We start from the raw sequence: 23,340 nt of genomic DNA on the forward strand, positions 1-23,340 counted from the left end.
ATCCTTCGTTCAAGCGGTTGCTGAAATCGGGTGGCCGCCGGCCTTGATCCGCCCGAAGTAGTCCGGCGTCCCCATCTGCCCACCCTTGAGGGCCAGTTCGAGATTGCGATGCGCCGGATCGTCCGAGTGCGCCTTGCAAAGTGCCGCCCCCGGCACCGTCGCCGCCAGCGCCGTGAGCGCATAGACACCCAGGGCGAGTGCCGCATGGCTTGACGTGTCACCGCCGGCGATGATGCCGCGGTCAAGGCCCGCGCTGCGCATGACGCCGTCGAGCAGGCGGCCGAGGCCGTCCCCGATGCGGTCGTTCACGTCATCCGCCGAAACGCCCGCCGTCTCCACCGCTTGACGCAATGCCGGCACCGACGGGTCATCCGGCCCCCGGGCAGTGTAGATCACCGGATCCTGGCCATCCGACAGCACCCGCAACGCGCGCGCGGTTCCTGCCTCCAACTCCGCCGCCCATCGCCGCTCGTCGACCGCGGCCGCGGGATCGAGCCGGATGCCCTCGAAGCCATGAGCTTCCGCCCAGGCGATCTGCTCCGCCGTCACCGGAGAGCAGGATCCGGATACGGCCACGACATGAGGGGCGCGGCTGGCCGTCGTCAGTTTCTCGCCCGCCGGAATGAGCCCACATGACTGCCAATACGCGATCAACGCGTAGTCGACCCCCTGTGAGCCGACAACGAACTGCACCGGATCGCGATGCTGCCAGACCAGCCGGCCTGCTTCGGCCAGCGTCTCCTGATCCACGATATCGAGCGAAAGAATGCGCGCGCCGCTGTCTCGCAGCTGCGCGATCACGTCGTCAGCCCGTCCACCCTTCATGGCGACAAAATCGACGACGCCGGACGGCAGCGTGGTTTGCGTCGCCAAGTGGCGGCCGAGATCGGCCTCATGCATCGGCGTCACCGGATGCCGGCTCATCGTCGGATGGCGATCGAGACGATGGCCGGTCCCGGCGACAGTGGCGAAGAGGTTCCCAAAGGCCTGGTAGCGATGAATGGCAGGCGCCGCCGTGACAAGAGGGACCCAGCCGTTGCCGAACGCCTCCATGCCGATGTCGATCGCCGCGCCAATGGAGCCCACGGCCGGTGAGGAATCGAAGGTTGAGCAGATTTTGTAGTGGATGAGCGGGGCGCCGCTGGCGCGAAGCTCAGCGAAGATCGGCGGCAGATGATCCCGCATCCACGCCGGCGATTTCGACCGTGCAACCCCGGCAATCCCGATCCCGCGCATGCCCGGGAAACGGGCCAGTTGCTCCGGGCGAGGGATGTCGAAGAACAGCACCGCCGGCAGGCCGGCGAAGGTCAGCGCCTCCATCGTGGCAGCCGACCCCGTGAAGTCGTCGCCATACCAGGCGATGAGCGGTCCGGCCGGCAGCCCGGTCATGGCGAGCCCGATCTCCCAAAAGCCTCGATAGATTGTGCAAGCTCACGATGGTCACGCGCGTGTTCCTCGAGCGCGATGCCAGCCACGGCCGCTTCCCAGGCCTGGGTGATGGCGCGGACGCCGGCGCCTGGGCCGCCCGGATGCCCCATGATGCCGCCACCACCAAGATAGAGCAGATCAACCGACCCGCCGTTGCGGGCAAACGTCTCGGGTGCCTGCCCGCCCCATTGCCCGGAGCCGATCACCGGCAAGGCGCGGTCGCTTTCGTCGAGCAGCGGCGTCATGCAGTCATGGAAGGAGCGGACGAAGCTGTCGTCGGGCTCCCAATACTTGGCGCCGATGCCGTTGACCTGGAACTGGTCGACGCCGAGCAGCCGCCAGAGCGTCTGATAGACGCTGAAGTCGAGCCCAAGATCCGGATGGCGCGTCAACATGTCCCAGCCCGTGCGATGTGCATGCAGCACCAGGCGCGACCGTTTGCGGAGATAGGACATCCCGCCGTAGCCGATGGAGTTGATCGGGATCACGGCGGCGTTGCCGCCCGCATCGGCGACGATGTCGTGATGGCGCAGCATCGTGTCGAGGTCAGCACTCCCGATGCCGAAGGCGTACATGACTTTCCGGCCCGTCTTCTGCTCGTGATCGAGGATCACCGGCATCACCGCGCGCACCCGGTCGGCCAATGGGGCATAGCGGGGGTTCATCATCTTCTCGTCGTCCTTGATGAAGTCGACCCCTGCCTCCACCAGCTCCCGGGTGACGTCCGCAACCTCGGATGGCGCGAGACCCAGATTAGGCTTGATGATGCTGCCGATGAGTGGACGACCGTAGACGCCGGTTAGCCGGCGACTGCCCGCGATGCCGAATGCCGGCCCCGGATGCGCCCGGATAAACTCCGGCGGCAGGCTCAAGCCGACGATGCGCACGCCGGACAGGCCGCGCACCGAAAACACGCCGCCGAAGGCAATCGTCACCAGCGCCGCGATGTCGGTGCCGATCACCTCCATGGGGAAGTCGATGTCGACATCCGCCCGGGCATAGACGCCGCCCTCAACTCGGTTCTGTGGAAAGGCCGGGCCATCATGCGGCTCCAGCATCCGGATGTCGGCGACGCGCGCGGCACAACGGGCCTTCAGATCGGCTGTCTCTCCAGGCACGGCGACAAAGGTGCCTGTTGACTGGTCACTCGCGATCTTTTCGGCCAACCGGCTGATGTCGCCGCCGGTCTCGATGCGATAGGTCAGCCGTATCGCCGCCATCGTAATCACGTCTCCTCGGGCAGCCGCGCGCCTCGGACCGCTTGACCGCACAAGCCCCCGGTCCGCGGACTGATGATGTCATTATACCAGTTTGAAATTAGCGGCAATGCCCTGGCCCGATTGGGGTCGTTTGAGGCTCAGTCTGTCTCAGGCGCGCGATCCAGGCCCGCTGCACGGTGGCCGTCCGGGGGGTTTGAAAGGAGGTCTGCCGCATGATCTCGGGGCTCTGCGCGGAGCGGCTCTCGAACAATGGCTGGTTACGACTTGGGCCGACCGCGCTTGATACTCGCGGCCGCCGAGCGCCTTCGCCTTATTCCTGACGAAGCCACGCGCGGAGGCGGCGCCATGGCTTCACCTGCCCGGCTGCGCTTCCCGCGAGGTAGCCGTTCGGCATCTTCGTTAGTTGTTCGAGCACTCGCGCCGCCATCAGGCCGCGGTGGCCGCGCGTCCAATGGTCGGCCGCCTCGTCATCAGGTATCCAGTCCGGGAGCGTCAGCATGAGGTATTGCGCGAGCCCGTCGAGAAGAGGCTCGTAGGTCGACCTCAAAGCACGAAGTGCTTCAAACGCCTGCCCTCCCGCGGCGAGTTCGATACCGTCCTCCGTCAGGGCTGCCTGCAGGCGCACAGAGGCTTCCACCGGCAACCGGTCTCCGCCGGTGTAGCGGGAGGGAGCGATCCGGAAGGACCGGGCCATTTCCACAGCCACCTGACGCATCACCTCGAACGTCATCCGGGCCTGAAACACCTTGGCGCCATCGACGCCCACGATAATCAAGGCGCAGCAGTCGGTGACGGCGGTGAGCGCCGCCAGCCATGACTGGTTGTCGTGCTGCGACCTATAATAAGCGAGCATTGGATACGAGAGGTGTCCTTCAAGAAGCTGAGCGCCCCACACCTCCCACGACCTTAGAAAGTCATCCAGCTCATCCAGATTGTTGGCGTGCCTGCCCAGCAGTCCGGCCGCCGTCGGGGGAGACCCGGCCCGGCTGTCGAGCTGGATGACGAGCACCTCCCTCGCCGAGAACAACTGGTGGATGAGCGGCAGATAGCCGATGACCAGGGCGATGAACCCGAGGCCGACGCCGGCCTCCAACACCGCCAGCAGCCGGGTGACGCCGGTATGGGGGACGACATCGCCGTAGCCCAATGTGAAGAAAGTGGCGCCGCTCATGTAGATCTGGTCGAGCAGGGAGCGCTCGTGCGCGGACGCCTTGGCCGCCGGCTCGAGCGCCCAATCGAGAACCCCGAAACTCAGGATCAGTCCAGCGGCCCAGGAGGCGAACAGACCCAGCATCGCCAAAGCCCCGAAGTGGCTCAGCACCGCTTCACGTCCCCGGCGCGGCTTGAGGCTCGTCGCGAGAGTGGAGAAGCCGCGCCACATCGTGCGGAAATAGACGACCGCGAAGCGGGCGCGCCGCTGTACCCGGCGCGGTAGCAGCATTACCTCGAATGCATCCTGCAGCACGAGGAATGCCACCGCAGCGGCCGCCACCACGACAGCGACCGACTGGAGCCGCTCGACGGGGTTACCGTGCAATTCGCTGCACCGGAAGCGTCTGGCGGCTCCTTACGCCAGCGTTACGCCGGCTTCTCGAACGTGCCCGGGCTTGCGGCCGTTCCGCTCCACTGCGGCGTCCGCTCCTGCTTCGCCGCGGCCAATGCTTCGCGCACACCCGCAAGGTCGTGGTCCTTGACGTAGACCGGCGACCCGGGCTGCTGACGCCACGAGTGATCCAGGCCCCCATTGTCGACCGGATCGAAGCCCAGCTCATCGATCAGCGCCATGACCTTCGCCTTGGCCGCGGCGTCGTCCCCGGACACCGGAAGCGCGATGCGGCCGGAGGTGCCTTTCGGCTTGCCGTTTTCGAGCAGGTGCTTGGCGTAGATGTTGTTGAACGCCTTGATGACCGGGTGGCCGATCTGCTTTTCAACCCAGCGGCTCTCGACCTGACCAGACTCGATCTCCTCGATGCGCCCGTCGCGCTCGCGCGGATAGTAGTTGTTGGTGTCGATGACGGGCACGGAGGCCGGAACGTCCGCGAACAGGCTCTTGGGGAGAGACGCAACCTTATTCATGGGGATCGTCAGCACGATGAGATCCACGCCGCGAACCGCGTCGGCGGGTTGAACCGCTTTTGCGCCCGTCTCCGCCGCGAGGTCTCGAAGCGTGTCAGGCCCTCGCGAGTTCGATATGAGAACCTCGTGGTGCAGGGCCGTGAGACGGTGAGCGAGCGCTCCACCGATCTGGCCGGCGCCAATAATGCCGATTTTCATGTTAGTGCTCCGTGGTCATGAGACAGCTCATATCGGCCGTACGGCACGTTATAAAAGCCCTGAACGCCCCGACGCGAGCCGCGTCGCTCGCGCGGACCGCCTCATTCCGGCTTGGCCGCAATTGCCTCCCGCGCGATATTCAGAAGCTGGGGTGGCGTCGCGCTGGAGAGATCGGCAGTCACCTCGCCGATCACATGCCGGGCGACCTCGGCATGATGAAGCTTGATCCAGGCGATAAGGTGGTGGCCTGCATCGCTATGCCCCTCGCCGTGCCCGATCACGACGATCTTGCCGTGCGGCACCGCTCCAGCCACCGCCTGCGCGATTCGTTCGTAGTAGGTGGCGTCCTCCGCCGCCCGCTGGCCGCGCTCCCGCGTCTGATCCTTGTGGGTCAGATGGTGCAGGAAATGATGCGGATCGGCGGGCTTTATGACGTTGTTCGCCGGGTCGGACGCACTCAGGTCGAGGTGATAGACATGAGCCTCGTGGTGATCGATCGTCACCAGGAAGTTGTCGGCGGTGGCAGCCCGCTGCGGCGACATCCCCACTCTGGTCAGGAAGTGGCGGATCTCCATCACCTCGTCCAGCGTGAGATCTTTGCTGTGCGGCCGCCGGAGCATCTGCTGCTCGCCGCCAAGCTGCAGGACCGTCTCGTCATTCGCCTTGCGCTCGACGCTCCCGGCCTCGCGGAACAGCGCCATGACGTCGGTCCATTCCAGATTGCGCGCCAGCGGATGCGCATACAGGCTGTCGAGCGTCCGACGGCCCGATTTTGAAAGTCCCGCCCGGCCATCGGCAAGTCCTGTGCCTTCGGCGGTCGTCGCAGTCGTTGTCACAGCGTGTATCCTCGGCCAGTGATCATGAACGCACATGTCGATCGTGCGCCATCATGATGAGCCGCGGCCCGCGCCCGAGACAGCTTCGGAAACTACGCACGCGCGAGCATTCGGACCGGCTCGGCTGGCATCTGCGCCCCGCCTCTCCCACATGAAGTTCACGGCTACACAAAGGATATGACGATGGCTCGCACACTGACGATCGACTTCGTGTCGGATGTCTCCTGCCCCTGGTGCATCATCGGCCTGCGTGCCTTGGAGGAAGCGCTCGCGCGGACAGCCGATACGGTGAACGCCGACATCAGCTTTCAGCCGTTCGAACTGAACCCCGACATGCCGCCCGAAGGGCAGAACCTCGTCGAGCATATCACGCACAAATACGGCTCCACCCCGGCGCAGTCGGCTGCCAACCGCCAGATCATCCGGGAGCGCGCGGCGGGCCTCGGCTTCACCATGGCGATGTCCGACCAGAGCCGCATCTACAATACCTTCGATGCGCACCGGTTGCTGCATTGGGCGGAGCTTGAAGGGCGGCAGTCCAAGCTGAAGCACGCCCTGTTCGACGCCTATTTCACCGCGGGGCAGAACGTTGCCGACCACGAGGTGCTGGTTGCCGCCGCGGAGATATCGGGCCTCGATGGCACCGCCGCGCGCGAGGTACTGGCCTCCGGCCGTTATGCCGAGGAGGTGCGGGACGCCGAGGACCTCTGGCGGTCCCGAGGCATCAACGCGGTGCCGGCCGTCGTGATCGACGGGCGCTATCTCATCTCCGGCGGGCAGCCGATCGAGGTCTTCGAGCAGGCGCTCCGGCAGGTTGCTCTGCAGGAGGCTTGATCGTCCTACAGGTCCAGGATGCGTCCCATGCTCAGGATACCGTCAGGGTCGAGAGCCTGCTTCATCCGCGTCGCAAGATCGAGCGACACCGCATCGATCCGGTCAAGAAACGCACTGCGTTTGAGCCGCCCGATGCCGTGCTCGGCGCTGATGCTGCCGCCGAACTGGTCGAGGACGCCGAAGATCGTCGCCTCGGCCTCATGAAACAACGCTTCCCGCGCTTCGGCGCCGATGCCGGTTGGCGGGATGACGTTGAGGTGCAGATTGCCGTCGCCGACGTGCCCATACAGCATGACGTCGCCTGAGGGCACGCGCGCGGCCAGGAGCGGTGTCACCTGCCCGACGAAGGCGGGGATCTGCGAAATCGGGAGCGAGATGTCGGTGCGGAAGTAACGCTCGCCCCTACCCTGTCGCTCCACCATCGTTTCCCGCAGCCGCCAAAGCCGGCTGGCCTGCTCGCCGCTCGTCGCAACGACCGCATCCGCGACAAGGTCCTCGGTGGTCGTGAGCGCCGCTTCCAGCACGCCGCGCAGATCGATCCCGCCGCCGCAGGACAGTTCGCACAGCACATAGACCGGGTAAGGTTCGGACAGCGGATCGACGAGCGTTGGATCGGCCGCGAGCGACACCTCGACCGGCGCGCGCATCAGCAATTCGAAGGCGGTGGCGAGATCGCTGCAGGCATGCCGCATATGGGCGTAGAGCGCCATTGCGTCTTCGACCGTGCGAAGGCCGATGAACGCCGTCTCCACCTGCACGGGCTTCGGAAAGAGTTTCAGCGCCGCGGCGGTGATGACGCCAAGCGTGCCCTCGCTGCCGATGAACATCTGCTTGAGGTCGTAGCCGCGGTTATCCTTCCGCAAAACCTTGAGCCCGTTCCAGATGCGGCCGTCCGCCAGAACGACCTCCAGCCCGAGAACGAGATCGCGCGTCATGCCGTAGCGCAGAACGTTGAAGCCGCCGGCGTTGGTCGCGACGTTGCCGCCGATCCGGCAGCTTCCCTGTGCCCCGAAAGAGATCGGCAACAGGCAGCCTGCCGCGTCGGCCGCACGCTTCGCCTCCTCGAGCACGCAACCTGCCTCGACCACCATGGCGAAGTCGATCACGTCGATGCTGCGCACCTTGTTCATGCGCTCGAGGCTCAGCACGAGTTCGCGGCCGTCGGTAGGCACCCCACCGCCGACAAGGCCGGTCAACCCGCCCTGCGGCACGAGCGGAATATGCAGGCGATGACACTCTCGGACGACGAGCGACACGCCCGCCGCATTGCGTGGACGTGCGACCGCGAAGGGGCGCGTATGGTAGTCGCCCATCCAGTCGCGCCCGAACCGCTCCATGTCGGCGGGCTCGGTCAGGAGGATGTCGGGCGGCAGGACCGCCGCCAGTTCGTTCAGCGGCGAGGACGATTCCGCCTCGCCCCAAGCTCCAAGCGGCTTAGCCATTCCGATGCCACCCTCCTCTAACGCTCTATCGCATGGCGACGAGCGCCGACGATCGGCAACGGTATCAGAGGCGCGCGACGCCCGGCAAGCGACCGCGGGAAGCCCCGCGAGAGGCAGGCGTCGCCGTCAGACCTCTTTCTTGAGCGACGGGCTGGCCTTGAAGCGGACTGTCTTGCCCGCCTTGACCTTGACGGGCTCGCCCGTGCGGGGATTGAGCGCTTTGCGGGCCTTGGTCTTTTTCACGGTGAACGTGCCGAAAGACGAGAGTGTAAAACCGCCGGTCGTCTTTAGCTCATGGACAATTGCGTCGATCACCGCCGCGGCGGCGCGATTCGCACCGACGCCAGTGCAATCAAGAGAATCCTGAAGAACCGAGGCAAGAAAAGCCTTACTCATCGCACGCTTTCCCAAACATGTTGTTTCTTCGCTCTAATATGTGGAGGCCAGTGATTGCAAGCCCCAAGTAGGGCTTTACTGCGGATACAGAACTATTTTGTATCGTTACGATAATTTAGCTGTTCGCGAGGCTTTCGTTGGGGCTCGGGTCCGACTCGCGCCCGGTAGCGTCGGACCGCTCCAATTCTGCCTTCGCATCCGCAGCATTAAAATTTTTGACAACGCATGTCATTTTGTCGAGCAAGCGCATAGAGCGGCCCAACTCCAGACTTTTGCCGCATCAAATATGCAACGCCTGTCGGTTGGGATGTCCAAGGCTGGGAAGTGCGAGCCTAGGCAGGAAGGAAGATTCCCGGCGCTGGACCCGGCGACCATCTCGCCATTCAAAATGCTATCGAAACGATAAACTCAACCCGATCATAATCGGTCGGGCGGCGGTAAAGCTCAGCGTCCGGGATCGTTCGGCCAAAGTCCCGCGGTGCCGACCTCGATCGAATGGTCGTCGGGATCGCGAAAATACAGGCTCGAACCGCCTGTCGCCCATTCCAGCCGGCTTTCGATCGCGACGCCCACGGCCTCGAGATGGGCCTGCCACTCGTCGAGATCCGCGCTGTCGATAGAGAAGCAAAGGTGCTGCCGTCCGTGGCCGTCATGCGGCGGAATGAGGCCATAGGGCGTTTCGCTGGGCGTCACCGACGCGCCAAGCTTGAACAGCAGCAACGCCTGCCGCCCCGGCACGTCGAGCGCGCACATCCGATGGTCGCGGAGCATCACCCCGAAGCCGAAAACGCGCTCATAGAACGCCTGGGAAAGATCGAGGTCGGCGACGTAGAGCGACGTCTCCAGAACGCGGTTAACCTTGGGCATGGTCACTTGTTGCCTTGCTCCTCCGCCGGTACCTCTTCACCGGGCTTGTAGTATAGCCCGACGCTCTCCTCCGACAGCACGCCGCCGGTGAAGCTCATGTCGTCGCGGAAGGCGTCGCGGATGAAGTCCATCGTGTCGAAGTGCCGGTCCTCGAAATACATGCTGTTCACCTGCCCGCGCTCGGCGCTGTAGACGACCCGCGAGACGTGGGACCAGATCGAGGCCATGCTGCACATTCCGCAGGGCTGGAGCGTGGAGTAGAGCGTCGCCCCGCGCAGGTCGGGTCCAACGCGCTTGGTCGCCCGGCGGATGGCGACGATCTCCGCATGCGCCGTCGGGTCGTTGTCGATGGCGACCTCATTGGCGCCTTCGCCGATGATTTCGCCGTCCCGCACGATGACGCAGCCGATCGGCACTGCGCCGTCCCCCTGCCCCGCCTCGCGCGCAATGGCAATCGCGCGGCGCATGAACCGCTCGTCCTCTTCCGCCATGTCAGGGCGCTTCGAAGATGACGGTCGCCAGCGGCGGCAAGGTCAGCGAGACGCTGGCCGGAAACTCGCCCCAGGGCTCATCCTCGGCTGTAACCCCGCCGCCGTTGCCGAGGTTCGAGCCGCCATAGATGCCGGCGTCGGTGTTCATGATCTCGCGCCACGCACCCGCCTGCGGCACACCGAGCCGGTAGCCGACACGAGGCACCGGCGTGAAATTGCAGACCACGAGGACCGGCTTGTCACCCGGATCGCCGAAGCGCAGGTAGGCGAAGACGCTCTGCTCCCGATCGCCGCCGACGATCCAGCGGAAACCGCTATCGTCGCAATCATGCCGGTGCAGCGCGGGATGATCCTGATAGACGCGGTTGAGGTCGCGCAGCACGGCCTGCACCCCGACATTCTCCGGCCGGTCCAGCAGCCACCAGTCGAGCGGACGATCATGGTTCCACTCGCGGTCCTGCGCTATGTCGCCGCCCATGAAGATCAGCTTCTTGCCGGGATGGGTCCACATGAAGCCGTAATAGGCGCGCAGGTTGGCGAACTTCTGCCAGTGATCGCCTGGCATCTTCCCGATCAACGAGCCTTTCCCATACACCACCTCGTCGTGGGAGAGCGGTAGGACGAACTTCTCGGAGAAGGCATAGACCAGCCCGAAGGTCATGCTGTCATGATGCCAGCGGCGGTTGATGGTCTCCTCCTGCATGTAATGCAGGGTGTCGTGCATCCAGCCCATATTCCACTTGTAGTCGAACCCCAGACCACCCTCGCTGACAGGGCGGCTGACGCCGGGCCAGGCCGTGCTCTCCTCCGCGATCAGCAGCGCACCTGGGCAGCGCTGGCCGACGACCTCGGCGAGTTCGCGGAGAAACGACACGGATTCAAGGTTCTCGCGGCCGCCGTAGACGTTCGGCACCCACTCGCCCTGCTTGCGGCTGTAATCGCGGTAGAGCATCGAGGCGACGGCATCCACCCGCAAGGCATCGACGTGGTAGTGCTCGAGCCAGTGCAGCGCGCTGCCGATGAGGAAGCCACGCACCTCGTTGCGTCCGAGGTTATAGATGTAGGTGTTCCAGTCCTGGTGGAACCCTTCACGCGGATCCGCATGTTCGTACAGGGGCGTGCCGTCGAACTGGAACAATCCGTGCGCGTCGCCCGGGAAATGCGCCGGCACCCAGTCGAGGATGACGCCGAGGCCCGCCTGATGGCAGCGGTCGACGAGACGGGCGAAGTTCTCTGGCGAGCCGAGCCGCGCACTCGGCGCGTACTGGCCGAGGGGCTGGTAACCCCAGCTGCCGCCGAACGGATGCTCCATGATCGGCATGAACTCGACATGAGTGAACCCCATGCCCTTCACGTAGGGCACCAGCTTTTCGGCAAGCTGCGTCCAGACGTCGCCGGTATCGCCGCTTTCCGGCAACCACGAGCCGGCATGGACCTCGTAGATCGAGATCGGCGCGTTCGTCTTGCCGGAGGGGATGCGGCGTCCCTCGACCCAGGCGTGATCGGTCCAGCGGAAGCGGTCGTCGACGACGATGGAGGCGGTTTCGGGCGGCTTCTGCGCCGCGGACGCAACCGGATCGGCCTTCAGCGGCAGAACATAGCCGTCGGGCCCCAGGATCTCATACTTGTAGAGCGTGCCGGCGCCGAGGCGCGGAACGAACATCTCCCAGATGCCGGAGGCCGGATGGTGCCGCATGGGGTGGCAGCGCCCGTCCCAGCGGTTGAAACTGCCCACGACGGAGACGCGCCGCGCGTTCGGCGCCCAGACTGCGAAGCGGGTGCCGGCGACGCCGTTCTGCGTGGTGAGGTGCGCGCCCAGCGTCCGCCCGATTTCACGGTGACGGCCCTCGGCGAGCAGATAGATGTCGACTTCGCCGAGCGACGGCCCGAATGCATACGGGTCCTCGGTGATGCGGACCTCGTCGCGGGCGCTGATACGCAGCCGGTAGGGCACCAACGCGGGCATCGTGCCGCTCCAGAAGCCCGCCGGGTCGATGCTGTCGAGCGTGCCGAGCACGCGGTCCGTGTCGGCCGCGATGACCTCCACGGCAGTGGCCCCGGGCTGGAAGGTGCGAACCATGCACCCGCCCGGACCCTCGTGCGGCCCCAGGATCGCGAAGGGGTCGCCGTGCCGCGCATGGATGATGGCGTCGACAGCGCCGAAATCAGGCAGTCCGGTCCGGGACAGAACGTCGCTCATACTACTTCCCCTGTCGCCAGAACACGCGTCGCGATGTCCGCCAATCCACGCAGCGGGATCCTCAGCCAGGCCGGACGGTTGGCGACCTCATAGCGAACCTCGTACGCCGCCTTCTCGATCAGGAAGAGATCCAGCAGCGGCGTCTCGGCCGCTGCCTGCACCCAGGGGTTCACCGCGCTCTCGAGCGTTTCGCGGTATGCCCCGAGGAAAACCCGTCCGGCCTGCTCGCGGAACTGTTCGAGCAGCACGCCATGCCGCTCCGCCGCTTGCGGGGAAAGCGCGCTGGTTCCAGGCGCCGCCGCCGCCGCCGCGGTTGCGTAGTCGAAGCTGCGGAGCACGCCCGCCACATCCCTGAGGCCCGACGACTTCATCCGCCGCTGATGCAGCGGACGCGCGGGCTCGCCCTCGAAATCGATGATGTAGGCATCGTTCTGCACCACCAGCACCTGGCCGAGGTGGAAGTCGCCGTGAATGCGTGTGCGGAGGCTCCCGATGCCCTCTTGCGCCAGCTCGCGCACTGCGCGCTCCAGCGCGTCGCCCTGCCGCAGCAGCGATTTCGCCAGCGTCTCGGATTCTGCATCCGGCCATTCGCGGCGATCCTCGAGCAAGCCGAAGGCCAGCCGGATCTGTTCGATTGCGGATTCCGCCCATTCCTCCGCGGTCGCCGGTTCGACAACCTCCGGCGAAAAGTCCGGATTGTCCGTCGGCTGCGCCAGCACCGCGTGGAGCTCGCCAAGACGGCGGCCGAGCGCGGTCGCGAACTCCGTATAGGTCGCGAACTGATCGTGTTCCGCGCGCTCCTGCTGGCCGGTGACCGCCAGCTCCTCCACCGCGCGGGCGAGGAAGTCGAGCGTCCAGGTCCAGGCATCGCCCTGGTTGCGGACGAAATGCTGCACCAGCATGAGCGTGTTGGGCGTGCCGTCGGGGTCGACCCGCACCACCTCGCCCAAGAGCGCGGCCGTGTTGCCGAAGCCCTTCTCGGTGAGGAACCGGGTCATCTCTCCTTCGGGATGGATGCCCGGCGTGACATGACGCACGATCTTGATGACCGCGAGATCGCCCATGACCAGCGAGCTGTTCGACTGCTCGGCCGAGAAGCGCCGGATCTCAGGTTGCTCCGGCATCTCCATCGTGGCGGCAATCGACGTCGGCTGGAAGCGCAGCTCGCCCTGCGGCAAGGGAATTGTACGGCTGGCGAGGAGGTTCGCCAATACCGCATGGGCGAACTCGTCCACCGCGAACGCGTCGGTGATGAGGCCGACGCGACGGATGAGGCGAACGCGCGCGAGCGCCAGTTGTTGCGCCAACGGCAGAGGATTGTCGCTGTCCCAGGCGATCGCGAGAGGGAGCGCGTAGCGGTCCGTCTGACCTCCCTGGCGGGTCTCGACCTCGGCGATCAGCACGTCCGGCGCACCCGGCAACGGCACCGCATAGGCGACGGAGACGCCGTCGATCGCCTGCCCCTTGGAGCCGAACCAGCGCCTCTTCGGGATGTAGGCCGGGAGCGCCTCACCTTCGAGGATGCGGCGTCCGGAGGGTCCCGTCACCGCTTCCAGAGCGCCGTTACGGACGACAATCGTCGAGAACTCGGGCAGCGCTTCCGGCGCCGGCGTATGCCATGTCGGCAACTCAGCCTCCTGTGCGAGCAAAAACCAGAATGACCCGTAAGGCGGCAGGGTCAGGAGATAGGTCAACTGTCCAACCGGCGGGAACACGGACCCGCCGACTATGTCCACGGGCACGCGGCCGATGTAAGCGGAGAGATCGAGTTCCACCGCCTGCGCCGTGCGGGATAGATTGCACACGCAAAGCACGGTTTCCGCCTTCTCGCCGGTCAACTCGCGAAGATACGCGAACACCTTGCGGTTACCGGGGTAGAGGAACCGCAGCGAGCCACGGCCGAAAGCCGGGTGGCTCTTCCGCACGGCCAGCATGCGCCGCATCCAGTTGAGCAGCGAATACCGATCGCTCTCCTGCGCCTCCACGTTCAGCGCCTGGAACCCATAGAGCGGGTCCATGACGACCGGCAGCACCAGCGAGGCGGGGTCGGCGCGGGAGAAGCCGCCATTGCGGTCATACGACCACTGCATCGGCGTCCGCACACCATCACGGTCGCCGAGATGGATGTTGTCACCCATGCCGATTTCGTCGCCGTAATAGATGACCGGCGTGCCGGGCATCGACAGCAACAGGCCGTTCATGAGCTCGATCCGGCGGCGGTCGCGCTCCAGCAGCGGCGCCAATCGCCGGCGGATGCCGAGGTTGATGCGCGCCCGGCGGTCACGCGCGTAGGTCTCCCACAGGTAATCCCGCTCGCTATCGGTGACCATTTCAAGCGTAAGCTCGTCATGGTTGCGCAGGAAAATCGCCCATTGGCAGTTCTCGGGAATATCCGGCGTCTGCCGCATGATGTCCGTGATCGGGAAACGGTCCTCGCGGGCAATTGCCATATACATCCGCGGCATCAGCGGAAAATGGAACGACATGTGGCATTCATCGCCGTCGCCGAAATAGACCTGCGCATCCTCCGGCCACTGATTGGCCTCCGCGAGGAGCATCTTGCCGGGCGCGTACGCATCCATTTCCGCCCGGATGACCTTCAGGATCGCATGCGTCTCGGCGAGGTTTTCGTTGTTGGTGCCTTCCCGTTCGACGAGATAAGGCACCGCGTCCAGCCGCAACCCGTCGATGCCGAGGTCGAGCCAGAAGCGCATGACGGCCAGCACTTCCTCCATGACCGCCGGATTGTCGAAGTTCAGATCCGGCTGATGCGAGTAGAAGCGGTGCCAGTAATATGCGCCCGCCACGTCGTCCCAGGTCCAGTTGCTCTTCTCGGTATCGACGAAGATGATGCGCGTGCCGGAGTACTTCGTGTCGTCGTCGGACCAGACGTAGAAGTCGCGCTCCGGCGAACCTTTCGGTGCGAGACGTGCGCGCTGAAACCAGGGATGCTGATCGCTCGTGTGATTGATGACGAGCTCGGTGATGACGCGAAGACCGCGGTCATGGGCAGCCGCGATGAAGCGCTGCACATCCTCGAGCGTGCCGTAATCGGCGTGTACGCCGCGGTAGTCGGCGATGTCGTAGCCATCGTCACGGCGCGGCGAGGGGTAGAAAGGCAACAGCCAGATGGCAGTGACCCCAAGCTCGGCAACGTAGTCGAGCTTCTGCAACAATCCCTTGAAGTCGCCGACGCCATCATTGTCCGCGTCGAAGAACGACTTGATGTGCAGCTGGTAGATGACGGCGTCTTTATACCATAGCGGATCGTCTCCCAGGGGAGGAGGCTGGCTGCTCATATCCACGGTCAATTGGTCTCCGGCTGAACGCGCCACAGCGCATAGGGAAAGACAGGGTCGAGGGTGATCCTTTGCCACTTGCCTGTCCAGGCCAGCGTACGCCTTGCGATAAGGTCCGCCATAGGCAAAGTGCCGTTATCGGGCACGCCCCACTTATAGAACGGTATCTCCGTATTGGCGGCCTGCACGCCTTGCGGATCGAGATTGACCGCGACGATGACGACGTTCGAGCGGTCCGCCGTCGCCTTCTCGTAGATCATCACCTGGTCGTTGTCGGACGGCAGGATGGTCAGTCCGAGATGGCTCTGCAGCGCAGGGTTCTGACGGCGGATGCGGTTGAGGCCGGTAATCTCGCTGACGATGTTGCCCGGCCGGTCCCAATCCCAGGCGCGGATTTGGTATTTTTCCGAATCGAGATACTCCTCGCGGCCCGGCAGCGGCGTCGCCTCGACGAGTTCGAACCCGGAATAGACGCCCCAAAGGCCGGAGAGCGTTGCCGCCAGCGCCGCGCGGATAAGGTGACCGGCGCGGCCCGTCGTCTGCAGGAAGACAGGGTTGATGTCCGGCGTATTGACGAAGAAGTTGGGCCTGAAGAATTCCGCCTCCGGGCCTTGCGTCAGCGTCGTAAGATACTCTTCCATCTCCGCGCGCGTGTTGCGCCAGGTGAAGTAGGTGTAGGACTGGGTGAAGCCGACCTTGCCGAGCCGGTTCATGATCTTCGGCCGGGTGAAGGCCTCGGCCAGGAACTGCGTGCCGGGATAGTGCGCCCGCACCTCTGCGATCAGCCACTCCCAGAACGGGAACGGCTTGGTGTGCGGATTGTCGACGCGGAAGATGCGCACGCCCTGCTCGCACCAGAACAGCACGACCTCGGCGAGCGCCACCCAAAGATCCGGCACCGCCCCCTTCGCGTAGAAGTCGACATTGACAATGTCCTGATACTTCTTAGGCGGGTTCTCAGCGTATTTGATCGAGCCGTCCGGCCGCCAGGCGAACCAGCCACGATGCTCGCGCAGCCAGGGATGATCGGGCGAGCATTGGATCGCGAAGTCGAGCGCCAGTTCGAGCCCGTGCTCAGCCGCGGCGTCCCGCAGGTGCTTGAAGTCGGCGAGCGTCCCCAGTTCCGGGTGGATGGCGTCATGCCCGCCGTCATCGCTGCCGATGGCATAGGGGCTGCCGACATCGCCCTCCGCCGCATTCAGCACGTTGTTGCGGCCTTTGCGGTTGCTGCGGCCGATCGGGTGGATCGGCGGGAAATACAGCACGTCGAATCCCATGTCGCGAATGCGCGGCAGGTGCTTTTCCACGTCACGGAACGTCCCATGCCGGTCGGGATCGTCGCTCATGGACCGCGGGAAGATCTCATACCAGCTGGCGAAACGGCCCTCGATGCGGTCGGCATCGACGGGTATCACGTCGGAGCGCACCGCGAAGGGGCGAGGATCGGCGGCCATCATGAGGTTCGCCACATCGACCGACAGCAGCAGCGCGATCTGCGTGCTCAAATCGGCGGCATGCAGTTGTTGCGCGATCTTCGCGAGCGGCGCCCCGGCCTCGTCGATCAGGTGGCGGCCTTCGATAAGCTCGACGGAAACGTCCACCCCCGCATTGTGCTTCTTCCCAAGCTCATCCCGGAACGTTGCAAATGCATCACGCCAGGCTTCGACCACAAACTCATGGAGGCCGACCTGCTCCAGCGGAAAGCTCGCATGCCAGCGGTCGTTGACGAGCAGACGCATGCGCGTCTCGCGCCAGTTGTGGTCGCCCACCCGGCGCCACCGCAGCGCCACACCGAGCTGGTCATGCCCGTCGCAGAGGATATCGGCCTCGACCGTGACCTCCTCGCCGGCAACGCGCTTGGCCGGAAACCGCCCGCCGTCGATGCTCGGCGTGATCCGCTCGATGCCGATGCGCCGCCCTTCCTCCGCTGCGCGCTTGGCGGAACTTGCGAGAGGCGGCCGCTCCTGGGCCTGCATCGGGTGGCCATGCAACGCCACCAGCCGCAGTTCCGCGGGTTCGAGCGTCAGCACGGCGCCGGGCGCCAGGCTCTCGGCTTCGAACCGTCCGCCGAGGGCAATGACGAGGGGGCCGACGGGCACCGTCGTCCGACGCCGCAGGGCCGTGTTCACGACGGTGAGCGTCGCCTTGTCAGCGTAGCGAAGATCGGCGTCACTGCGGACGAACGCCAGCGCCGTCGCATCCGGGCTGCTGAGGATGCGCGGCAGACCGGCGCTGTTCAGGCGGTTTGCGGCCTCGATCTGAGCCGCAAGCGAGGGGTCGAGGTCATACTCGGCCGGGCTGTCCCGGCGCGGATCCCAGGACCGGGTTTCGCTCGCCTCGAAGCCCATCGGCATAAGCAGCCCGTCCCCGAAGGCGGCGGCGAAGCCCAGCATACGGCGCTGGGCCGCGGGCAGCAGGACGAGATCGCCCACAGTCGCCCCGAGCCGGGCTCCGAAGGGCGCCTCCACCGCGGCGATGGCCGGCGCCACGCGCCGCAGCAGCGTCGCCTCATCCCAGAGCCACTCGCTCCGGAAGTCCCACCAGGGCAGCGAGGAGAAGACGTAATCGAGCCCGCGCCCGGCCAGCGAGACCATCGCCTCATGCGTCAGTCCAGGCGTCCAGCCCAGCAGGGCCGCCTGGATGTTGGCGCGAAGGTTGCCGACGAACCCCGGCAGAGCCTTGACGGGGATGCCCCGGAGGTCCAGCCGGAACCCGGCGATGCCCGCGTTCTGCCAACCCGCGAGCCATTGCGACCAGAAGGCGCCAAGCGCCTCGGCGGCCCCGCCCCAGCGCGCCTGAGCGGCGTCCGCCGAGGCGCCGTACCGGCGTGGGTCGAGCGACCGCCCCGCCTCGCCCGCATGAAACAGGTCCGGATGGTCCTGCCCAAGCTTGCCCATTCCCGCGACCTGCGAAAGGTGGACATCCAGCAGCGGCGTCAGCCCCCGGGCGCGGCAGTCTGCCGCAAACTGGCGGACGGCGTTCTCCGCGGAGCCCGACCAGCCGAGCGCCGGATGCACGCGGTCGAAGTCCTCCGGGAGGAGCAGCGACGGCCCGGCGAACAGCGGCGCCGTGAGCACATGCGTGAAGCCGAGCGCGGCGGCCCGGTCCAGCCACTTGCCCCAGCCGGAGAGCGGCCCGGCGAGCAAGGGGTTGAGCATGTAGATGCGCGGGCGCGTCCCCTCCGGGGTGGACCCTCCGGGGGCGGCTCCTTCTCCCATGCTGACCTGGGCGGATTTAACGGCGGTGACGCCTCTTTGGGATGTCATCAGCGGCCTTTTCTTTCTGATGGGTCATCGTCAGCCGGAAGGTGGGGCGCAGGCGGCGAATTGCCAGACGGCGCTCTTCTCTGGGTGGCGAGCCGAGCGCTGCCTTCAGGAGAAGGTTCGGGCGATGATCCGTCCGGTATCCGCCAGGACGTTCTCGCGTGAAGCCAGGGTTTCCGTCGACCGGGTGTAGTAGATGGCGGCGAGCACCGGGGCCGCCTTGGGCGGCAGAATGATCCCGATGTCGTTCCGGGTGCCGTTCTCGCCCGATCCGGACTTGTCGGCAACGCGCCAGTGCGGCGGTACTCCGGCGCGCAGAAGGCTGGCGGTTATCCGGCCGTCGAGCATCCAGGTCTCCAGCCGCCCGCGCGAGCTTTTAGTCAAGGCGTTGCCCAGTAGCACGACGTGAAGATCGCGGACCATCGCCTCCGGCGTCGTGGTGTCCCGGGGATCGCCCGGAACTGCGGTGTTGAGCGCAGGCTCAAAGCGGTCGAGGCGGGAAGTCGTGTCGCCGATCGCGCGCGCGTATCGGGTCCAGCCGGGCGGTCCGCCGATCAGCTTGAGCAGAAGGTTCTCGGCCGTGTTATCGCTCCATTCCATGGCCGCGGCACATAAAGCGGCGACGGTCATGAAGCCGGCGCCGGCGTTTTGCCGGGCGACAGGCGCATAATCCAGAAGATCGGCGCGGGTGTAGGGAACGCGCTGGTCCAACGTCATCTTCCCCTCATCCACGGTGGCGAGAACAGCCGCGGCAGTCAGGAACTTGTGCGTGCTGCACATGGCGAAACGTTCATCTCCGCGATAGCCGATGCGGCGTCCCGAACCGGTATCGACAGCGACCACGCCCAGCCTTCCGCCATGTCGGGCTTCGAGGTTCCCGATCGCGGCGTGCGCCCGCGCCAGCCCAGGATCCGACTGAGCGGCTTGCGGCGTGGCGCCGTTTTGGGCACGGGCCGGAAGGGCGCCGCAGAATGCCGCGCCGGATGCGGCGGCTGCAAAGGAGCGGCGGGTAAGCGCCAGGGTCATGGGTTCCCTCTCGACTTGGCTTTCCTGTGGACGAACCTCGCCGGGCGGGTAATCAGGCATCACCACCGCGACTGGCAGCGCCCTGTAGGCCGCCGCGTTGAAGCTGCCTACCCTCCCCGGCCCGCGACCAGAGGAGGAACGCATCCGGCAGTCCGGTAGGGGGTTGTCGTCAGCGCGCCATGCGCGGCACGATGGGCCATCACCGACGGAGCTATCCTCATGCCGATCATCAACCGCATCGCCGATTTCCATGAGGACATGACCGCGTGGCGGCGTGACCTGCACACGCATCCGGAACTCGGGTTCGATCTGCCGCGCACCAGCGCCCTCGTTGCCGACAAGCTGCGTGAGTTCGGCGTCGACGAGGTGGTGACCGGCATTGCCAAGACCGGCGTTGTCGGCGTCATCCGTGGCCGCCACAGCGAAACGGGCCGCGCCATCGGCCTGCGCGCCGACATGGACGCGCTGCCGATCCTGGAGGAAACCGGGTTGCCCTACGCCTCGGCGACACCCGGCCTCATGCATGCCTGCGGACATGACGGCCACACCACCATGCTGCTGGGGGCGGCGCGCTACCTCGCGGAAACCCGGAACTTCGACGGCACCGTCTATGTGATCTTCCAGCCTGCGGAAGAGGGTGGCGGCGGCGGGCAGGTCATGGTGCAGGAAGGCCTGTTCGAGCGTTTCCCGATGCAGCAGGTCTACGGGATGCACAACTGGCCGAACATCCCCGCCGGCGTCTTCACCTTCCGTCCGGGCCCGATCATGGCGGCGACCGGGCGCATCACCATCACCGTCACCGGGCGCGGCGCGCATGGCGCCAAGCCCAACGAGGGGATCGACCCGATCCTCGTCGCCTCCCATATCGTCACCGCCCTGCAATCGATCGTCGCGCGCGGCATGGAGCCGACGGAGGCCGGCGTCGTCACCATCGGCCACATCTCCGCCGGCAATGCCGAGAACGTGATCCCCGAGCGGGCCATCATGAAGGGCACCGCGCGCTGGTTCTCACCCGAGGTGGGAGACCTGCTGGACGCCGGCGTGCACCGCATCGCGAATGGTGTGGCGGCGGCCTTCGGTGCGACCGTGGAGGTGGAATTCAAACGCGCCTATCCGGCGACCATAAACGATGCCGAGGCGACCGAGCTTTCGCACAAGGCGGCAGCCACTGTCGCAGGCGAGGCCCGCGTGGTGCCGATGGAGCGGCCTACGATGGGCGCCGAGGATTTCTCCTACATGTTGAACGCGAAGCAGGGCAGCTACATCCTGCTCGGCGGCGGGCGGGGACCGGACGATGCCGGCGTTCATCACCCGCGCTACGACTTCAACGACGATGTTCTGCCTGTCGGCGCCTCCTACTGGGCGACGCTGACCGAGCAACTGCTGCGGGCGTAGCGCCTCACGGTTTGAGGAACGCCAGGAAGTGGCGTTCCGCGCGCCGGAACATGAAAATCAGCGTGAACGATATGCACAGGTAGAGGATCGCCGCGAAGCCGAACGCGGAGAACGACTCGTACGTTGCGGAGTTCGCGTCGTTGGCGATCTTCAGGATATCCGGAACCGTTGCCGTGAAGGCGAGCGTCGTCGAATGCAGCATGAGGATGACCTCGTTGCTGTAGGCCGGCAAAGCGCGCCGCAGCGCGCTCGGGATGATGATCCGCCGGTAGAGCGTGACGGTCGACATGCCGAGCGAACGCGCCGCCTCAACCTCGCCGAATGCGGTGTCCCGGATTGCACCCGCGAATATGGCGGTTTCGTAGGCGGCCGTGTTCAGGCCGAACGCCAGGATGGTGCAGTCGATTCCCTTCCGGAAGAACTCGTTGAGGAACGACGTGTGCTGGACGATGCTGAGGCTATAGACGCCGGTGTAGATGATGAGCAGCTGCACGAAGAGCGGCGTCCCGGTGAAGACGAAGACAAAAACCCAGACTGGGACGCGGATAAAGGGATTGCGCGAGTTGCGGGCGATGGCGAGCGGCAGCGCGATGCAGAAGCCGATGGCGAGTGACGCCACCAGCAGCCACAGCGTCATCGCGACGCCGGTCATGGTGTAGCCGTCGGAATAGAGGTAGGCGCGCCAGTAGGTCTGGATGATGCCGATCACAGCGCCGCTCTCCGCACGCCGATGGCGTAGCGCCTCTCCAGCATCACCAGCACCCCGTTCGATGCCGTTGTCAGCACAAGGTAGACGACGCCGGCGATCACGGAGAAATAGAAGGTGCGGAAGGTGCCTTTCCCGGCATCCTGCGTCGCCTTGATGATGTCGGAGAGCCCGATGAGCGACACCAGCGCCGTCGCCTTCAGGATGACCTGCCAGTTGTTGGCGAGCGCCGGCAGAGCGTAGCGCATCATCTGGGGAAACAGGATGCGGCGGAAAACGAGGAACGGCCTCATCCCGAAGGACCGCGCCGCCTCGAGCTGGCCGCGAGGCACGGCGAGGAAGGCGCCACGGAACGTCTCGGTGAAGTAGGCGCCGTAGATGAAGCCGAGCGTGATGACGCCGCTGGTGAACGGGTCGAGGTTGAACTGCTGCAGATTGAGGGCGTCGGTGAGGTCGTTCAGCCAGATCTGCAGGCTGTAGAAGATGAGCAGCATCAGCACGAGGTCTGGCACGCCGCGGATGATGGTGGTGTAGATCGTCGCGATGCCCTGCGCGATGCGATTCCTCGACAGCTTGGCGGAGGCGCCGATCAGCCCCAGCACGAAGGATAACACCAGGGTCAGGATCGAAAGCTCGATGGTGGCGAGCGTGCCGGCAAGGATCGTGGGGCCGTAGCCTTGCAGATTGAACATCAGCCTGTCTTTTCCTGTCGCCCGTCACGCGCGGCGCGGCGCTTGACGGGCGATTGCCAATGCAAAGGAGCCGGCCTCGGTCTTACGGATTAGCGGAGGGCTCGTAGATGCTGAAGTTGAAATACTTGCTCTGCAGCTTGTCGTAGGTGCCGTTCGCGTGGATCGCGGCGATCGCCTCGTCGATGTTCTTGAGCAGTTCGGGCTCGTCCTTCCGGACACCGATGGCGGCGTATGATCCCAGGACATCCTTTGGATCGTAGGTGATGTCGGCGACGAGGGCGTAGCCCGCGCCCTTCGGCGTCTTGAGGAACCCGAAGTCGGCCTCGACGCTATCCTGCAGCGAGGCGTCCAGCCGGCCGGCGAGAAGATCGGAATAGACCTGATCCTGTCCGGCATAGGAGACGATGTTGACGCCGTTGGGCTTCCAGTAGGTGTTGGCGTAAGACTCCTGGACCGTGCCAGACTCGACGCCGATGGTCTTGCCCTTGAGGCTGTCGGCCGTGGGCTTCAGACCGGCCCCTTTCTTCGCGATCAGGCTCGTCGGCTCGTCATACATCTGGGTCGAAAAGTCGATGACCTTGGCCCGCGCGGCGGTCTTGGACAACGAGGAGAGGATGGCATCGAACTTCCGCGCCTGCAGCGCCGGAATGATGCTGTCGAAGGTCTGGGAGACAAACACGCATCTGACCTTCAGATAGGCACAGATGGCCTTCCCGAGGTCGATGTCGAAGCCCTGGAACTGGCCGCTCGGGGACAGGCTCTCGAAGGGCGGATACGTGGCGTCGACGCCGTAGGTGATCTGGGTGAAGGCCTTGGCCTGTGCGGGCACTTGGCCGGTGAGGCCAAGAACCGTTGCCGCCAGCGCGCCAGCGGCAAAAAGCTTCTTCATGCAGGAGTCTCCCTAAGAGTTGTTCTCGAGCCCGCGCGAGCCCGGCACGGTTGATGCAAGGCCCTTGCCAGCCAAGGCCAAG

General features: G+C 65.5%; 18 protein-coding genes. 2 read left to right on the top strand and 16 right to left on the bottom strand.

Translation table 11 applies throughout. From position 1 onward, the window contains the following. Positions 1 to 9 precede the first annotated feature (9 nt). The 5 genes from ACOEQ1_RS14005 to ACOEQ1_RS14025 form a co-directional block, all read right to left on the bottom strand. Positions 10 to 1,389 carry a four-carbon acid sugar kinase family protein gene (locus ACOEQ1_RS14005; RefSeq protein WP_419759857.1) on the bottom strand — a complete coding sequence of 460 codons (1,380 nt, stop codon included), beginning with the start codon at positions 1,387 to 1,389 and terminating at the stop codon, positions 10 to 12. Continuing rightward, positions 1,386 to 2,648, bottom strand: coding sequence for a 3-oxo-isoapionate-4-phosphate decarboxylase OiaX (gene oiaX, locus ACOEQ1_RS14010; RefSeq protein ID WP_419759858.1), 1,263 nt, complete (start codon positions 2,646 to 2,648; stop codon positions 1,386 to 1,388). Before oiaX ends, ACOEQ1_RS14005 begins: the two co-directional genes overlap by 4 nt. Before the next feature lie 310 nt (positions 2,649 to 2,958). Continuing rightward, the gene (locus ACOEQ1_RS14015; protein WP_419759859.1) at positions 2,959 to 4,185 is read right to left on the bottom strand and encodes a potassium channel family protein; all 1,227 of its coding nucleotides are present in this window, start codon (positions 4,183 to 4,185) and stop codon (positions 2,959 to 2,961) included. Between the two features lie 41 nt (positions 4,186 to 4,226). Beyond that, on the bottom strand, positions 4,227 to 4,922 hold the full coding sequence (locus tag ACOEQ1_RS14020) for an NADPH-dependent F420 reductase (protein WP_419759860.1): 696 nt from the start codon (positions 4,920 to 4,922) through the stop codon (positions 4,227 to 4,229). Between the two features lie 101 nt (positions 4,923 to 5,023). Then, positions 5,024 to 5,758, bottom strand: coding sequence for a hypothetical protein (locus tag ACOEQ1_RS14025; RefSeq protein ID WP_419759861.1), 735 nt, complete (start codon positions 5,756 to 5,758; stop codon positions 5,024 to 5,026). Positions 5,759 to 5,941: 183 nt separating this feature from the next. Here ACOEQ1_RS14025 and ACOEQ1_RS14030 point away from each other — a divergent pair, with 183 nt between their 5' ends. After that, positions 5,942 to 6,592, top strand: coding sequence for a DsbA family oxidoreductase (locus tag ACOEQ1_RS14030; protein WP_419759862.1), 651 nt, complete (start codon positions 5,942 to 5,944; stop codon positions 6,590 to 6,592). A 5-nt stretch (positions 6,593 to 6,597) separates the two neighbouring features. Here ACOEQ1_RS14030 and ACOEQ1_RS14035 read toward each other — a convergent pair whose 3' ends face one another. The 8 genes from ACOEQ1_RS14035 to bla all read right to left on the bottom strand — a co-directional run bounded on the left by ACOEQ1_RS14035 (position 6,598) and on the right by bla (position 19,576). Beyond that, complete coding sequence (locus ACOEQ1_RS14035) at positions 6,598 to 8,034, bottom strand: FAD-binding oxidoreductase (RefSeq protein ID WP_419759863.1); 1,437 nt, start codon at positions 8,032 to 8,034, stop codon at positions 6,598 to 6,600. Positions 8,035 to 8,160: 126 nt separating this feature from the next. Then, positions 8,161 to 8,430: an HU family DNA-binding protein gene (locus ACOEQ1_RS14040; protein WP_419759864.1), complete on the bottom strand. Its 270-nt coding sequence runs from the start codon at positions 8,428 to 8,430 to the stop codon at positions 8,161 to 8,163. Positions 8,431 to 8,874: 444 nt separating this feature from the next. Next, positions 8,875 to 9,297 (bottom strand): VOC family protein, encoded by a 423-nt coding sequence (locus ACOEQ1_RS14045; protein ID WP_419759865.1) that lies wholly within the window; start codon positions 9,295 to 9,297, stop codon positions 8,875 to 8,877. Between the two features lie 2 nt (positions 9,298 to 9,299). Beyond that, on the bottom strand, positions 9,300 to 9,788 hold the full coding sequence (locus tag ACOEQ1_RS14050; RefSeq protein WP_419759866.1) for a nucleoside deaminase: 489 nt from the start codon (positions 9,786 to 9,788) through the stop codon (positions 9,300 to 9,302). A 1-nt stretch (position 9,789) separates the two neighbouring features. Then, on the bottom strand, positions 9,790 to 11,988 hold the full coding sequence (glgB, locus tag ACOEQ1_RS14055; RefSeq protein WP_419759867.1) for a 1,4-alpha-glucan branching protein GlgB: 2,199 nt from the start codon (positions 11,986 to 11,988) through the stop codon (positions 9,790 to 9,792). Beyond that, positions 11,985 to 15,287, bottom strand: coding sequence for a maltose alpha-D-glucosyltransferase (treS, locus tag ACOEQ1_RS14060; RefSeq protein WP_419759868.1), 3,303 nt, complete (start codon positions 15,285 to 15,287; stop codon positions 11,985 to 11,987). The genes glgB and treS overlap by 4 nt, the downstream gene beginning before the upstream one ends. Positions 15,288 to 15,295: 8 nt before the next feature. Beyond that, positions 15,296 to 18,553 (bottom strand): maltotransferase domain-containing protein, encoded by a 3,258-nt coding sequence (locus ACOEQ1_RS14065; RefSeq protein WP_419759869.1) that lies wholly within the window; start codon positions 18,551 to 18,553, stop codon positions 15,296 to 15,298. A gap of 105 nt (positions 18,554 to 18,658) precedes the next feature. Next, the gene (bla, locus tag ACOEQ1_RS14070; protein WP_419760698.1) at positions 18,659 to 19,576 is read right to left on the bottom strand and encodes a class A beta-lactamase; all 918 of its coding nucleotides are present in this window, start codon (positions 19,574 to 19,576) and stop codon (positions 18,659 to 18,661) included. Between the two features lie 219 nt (positions 19,577 to 19,795). Here bla and ACOEQ1_RS14075 point away from each other — a divergent pair, with 219 nt between their 5' ends. Then, on the top strand, positions 19,796 to 20,971 hold the full coding sequence (locus ACOEQ1_RS14075) for a M20 aminoacylase family protein (protein WP_419759870.1): 1,176 nt from the start codon (positions 19,796 to 19,798) through the stop codon (positions 20,969 to 20,971). A gap of 4 nt (positions 20,972 to 20,975) precedes the next feature. On the opposite strand, the gene hisM is transcribed toward ACOEQ1_RS14075, so the two are convergent. The 3 genes from hisM to ACOEQ1_RS14090 all read right to left on the bottom strand — a co-directional run bounded on the left by hisM (position 20,976) and on the right by ACOEQ1_RS14090 (position 23,258). Next, a complete protein-coding gene (gene hisM, locus ACOEQ1_RS14080) occupies positions 20,976 to 21,680 on the bottom strand; it encodes a histidine ABC transporter permease HisM (RefSeq protein WP_419759871.1) in 705 nt (234 codons plus the stop codon). Continuing rightward, positions 21,677 to 22,369: an ABC transporter permease gene (locus ACOEQ1_RS14085; RefSeq protein WP_419759872.1), complete on the bottom strand. Its 693-nt coding sequence runs from the start codon at positions 22,367 to 22,369 to the stop codon at positions 21,677 to 21,679. Before ACOEQ1_RS14085 ends, hisM begins: the two co-directional genes overlap by 4 nt. A gap of 82 nt (positions 22,370 to 22,451) precedes the next feature. Beyond that, positions 22,452 to 23,258: a transporter substrate-binding domain-containing protein gene (locus ACOEQ1_RS14090; protein ID WP_419759873.1), complete on the bottom strand. Its 807-nt coding sequence runs from the start codon at positions 23,256 to 23,258 to the stop codon at positions 22,452 to 22,454. Positions 23,259 to 23,340: the final 82 nt, after the last annotated feature.

This window comes from Acidisoma sp., from assembly GCF_965199065.1.
Taxonomy (GTDB): Bacteria; Pseudomonadota; Alphaproteobacteria; order Acetobacterales; family Acetobacteraceae; genus Acidisoma.

Coding starts and splice junctions, on each gene's coding strand:
- ACOEQ1_RS14045 (WP_419759865.1), bottom strand. CDS start 9,297: ATGCCCAAGGTTAACCGCGTTCTGGAGACGTCGCTCTACGTCGCCGAC.
- ACOEQ1_RS14020 (WP_419759860.1), bottom strand. CDS start 4,922: ATGAAAATCGGCATTATTGGCGCCGGCCAGATCGGTGGAGCGCTCGCT.
- oiaX (WP_419759858.1), bottom strand. CDS start 2,648: ATGGCGGCGATACGGCTGACCTATCGCATCGAGACCGGCGGCGACATC.
- ACOEQ1_RS14085 (WP_419759872.1), bottom strand. CDS start 22,369: ATGTTCAATCTGCAAGGCTACGGCCCCACGATCCTTGCCGGCACGCTC.
- ACOEQ1_RS14065 (WP_419759869.1), bottom strand. CDS start 18,553: ATGACATCCCAAAGAGGCGTCACCGCCGTTAAATCCGCCCAGGTCAGC.
- bla (WP_419760698.1), bottom strand. CDS start 19,576: ATGACCCTGGCGCTTACCCGCCGCTCCTTTGCAGCCGCCGCATCCGGC.
- ACOEQ1_RS14090 (WP_419759873.1), bottom strand. CDS start 23,258: ATGAAGAAGCTTTTTGCCGCTGGCGCGCTGGCGGCAACGGTTCTTGGC.
- ACOEQ1_RS14075 (WP_419759870.1), top strand. CDS start 19,796: ATGCCGATCATCAACCGCATCGCCGATTTCCATGAGGACATGACCGCG.
- glgB (WP_419759867.1), bottom strand. CDS start 11,988: ATGAGCGACGTTCTGTCCCGGACCGGACTGCCTGATTTCGGCGCTGTC.
- ACOEQ1_RS14050 (WP_419759866.1), bottom strand. CDS start 9,788: ATGGCGGAAGAGGACGAGCGGTTCATGCGCCGCGCGATTGCCATTGCG.
- ACOEQ1_RS14030 (WP_419759862.1), top strand. CDS start 5,942: ATGGCTCGCACACTGACGATCGACTTCGTGTCGGATGTCTCCTGCCCC.
- treS (WP_419759868.1), bottom strand. CDS start 15,287: ATGAGCAGCCAGCCTCCTCCCCTGGGAGACGATCCGCTATGGTATAAA.
- ACOEQ1_RS14040 (WP_419759864.1), bottom strand. CDS start 8,430: ATGAGTAAGGCTTTTCTTGCCTCGGTTCTTCAGGATTCTCTTGATTGC.
- ACOEQ1_RS14005 (WP_419759857.1), bottom strand. CDS start 1,389: ATGACCGGGCTGCCGGCCGGACCGCTCATCGCCTGGTATGGCGACGAC.
- ACOEQ1_RS14035 (WP_419759863.1), bottom strand. CDS start 8,034: ATGGCTAAGCCGCTTGGAGCTTGGGGCGAGGCGGAATCGTCCTCGCCG.